We start from the raw sequence: 1317 nt of genomic DNA, 5'->3' as shown, positions 1-1317 counted from the left end.
GCGCGGGTCTGACGGACCTGGGCGGGAGCGGCGCGGGCGGGGCACCGGCCGCCGCCGGCTCGGGCAACCGAAGGCGGCCCCGCCCGGCCGGGACGAGCACGGGTTGGATCGCGGTGGGCAACTGGGACCGGGCCCGATCGTCCAGTTCCATCAACCGCACGTCGTCCGCCGTCGCCTCGTCGGCGGCCTCATCGATGATCTCCACCAGCGTGAGCAGACCCAGGACGAGGGAGTCGTCGACCGACGACCCGGCCAGACCGCCGCGCAGCGCCGCGGCGGCCGCCGTTCGCACCTCGCCGAGCAGGGCTGTGACGCCCGGCGGGCCGTCGACGACTGCGAGACGTTGCAGCGCGGTCGTCCGTCTGACCGCGTCGGCTCGCTCGGCGAAACGGTCGACTGCGACGATGACGGCGTCCCGGCTGACCTCGTCCGGCGGCTCACCGGTGTGTTCCACCACGCCCGCGCAGAGGGCATCGAGCTCCTCGACGAACGCGCCCAGCCGGTCCAGGTCCGCGGGCTGCGGTCGAGCGGCCCGCTGGACGTCGTCGAGGATGCGCCGCGCGGCCGCCACCACCGGACCCGGATCGATCGCCCGGGCACGCTCGCGCAGGGCGGTGACGGTGGCGGTGCCGGTGGGCAGTCGTGCAACGGCGTCGTCGATCGTCAGGTCGGCCAGCTCCTGCGCAAGCGCGATGCGTAGGTCGGCGCCCGTCGTGACATCGTCGGGTCCTGGCGCCGGGGGGTCATCAGCCCGGCTCGTCATGTCGGTCACAATCCGTCGTCCTCGGATCAGGTTGCTGTGCCGGTAGTTGTGGCGATGCGCCGGTTGATGTGAGGATTCTTACATGGGATAAGTCTGAGTTGTCGCGACCCCCCCGGTTGGCCCCGTCGCGCACGGCGACGGAACGGATCAATTGGTAACCGGGGCATCACTGACCTGGGCGCTCAGCGGTTGGACGCACCCGTGGGGGTCAGCGGGGCGGGGGTCGGCTGCTGCTCGGAGTCGCCGTGGCACCGCGCGGGCTTGTGGCACTGGGGCACCACGAACGGCGACGCCGGCGGGTAGGTGACGACCAGCCCCGGTCCACCCGAGCTGGCGTTGGGTCCCGCCTTGCGCTGGGGAAGGTTCTCGCCCGGACTGTTGGCACCGTAGAAGGTCCGACTGATTCCCTGCGGCGAGCCGGTGCCGGCTCCCGCGGCGGCCGGCGGCGGCGCAGCGCCACCGCCACCTGCCGGGATCGGAGACGGTGGAATCCGAGCTGGCGGCGCGCCGGCGGCCCTGCGCGCCGGTGTGCCCGCCCCGACGCTGCCCGTGGC

At 73.5% G+C, this 1317-nt stretch carries 1 protein-coding gene and 1 pseudogene; both read right to left on the bottom strand.

Translation table 11 applies throughout. From position 1 onward, the window contains the following. A partial coding sequence (locus tag ND748_RS32145; protein WP_374216093.1) for a hypothetical protein occupies window positions 1–772 on the bottom strand: 772 nt, incomplete at its 3' end. 173 nt (window positions 773–945) lie between these two features. Further along, window positions 946–1317 (bottom strand): annotated as a pseudogene (locus tag ND748_RS32140) (hypothetical protein); the annotation flags it as partial.

The sequence above is a fragment of the Frankia sp. AiPs1 genome (genome assembly GCF_023716945.1).
In the GTDB taxonomy this organism is placed as follows: domain Bacteria; phylum Actinomycetota; class Actinomycetes; order Frankiales; family Frankiaceae; genus Frankia.
This window is presented reverse-complemented; position numbering and strand designations above follow the sequence as displayed.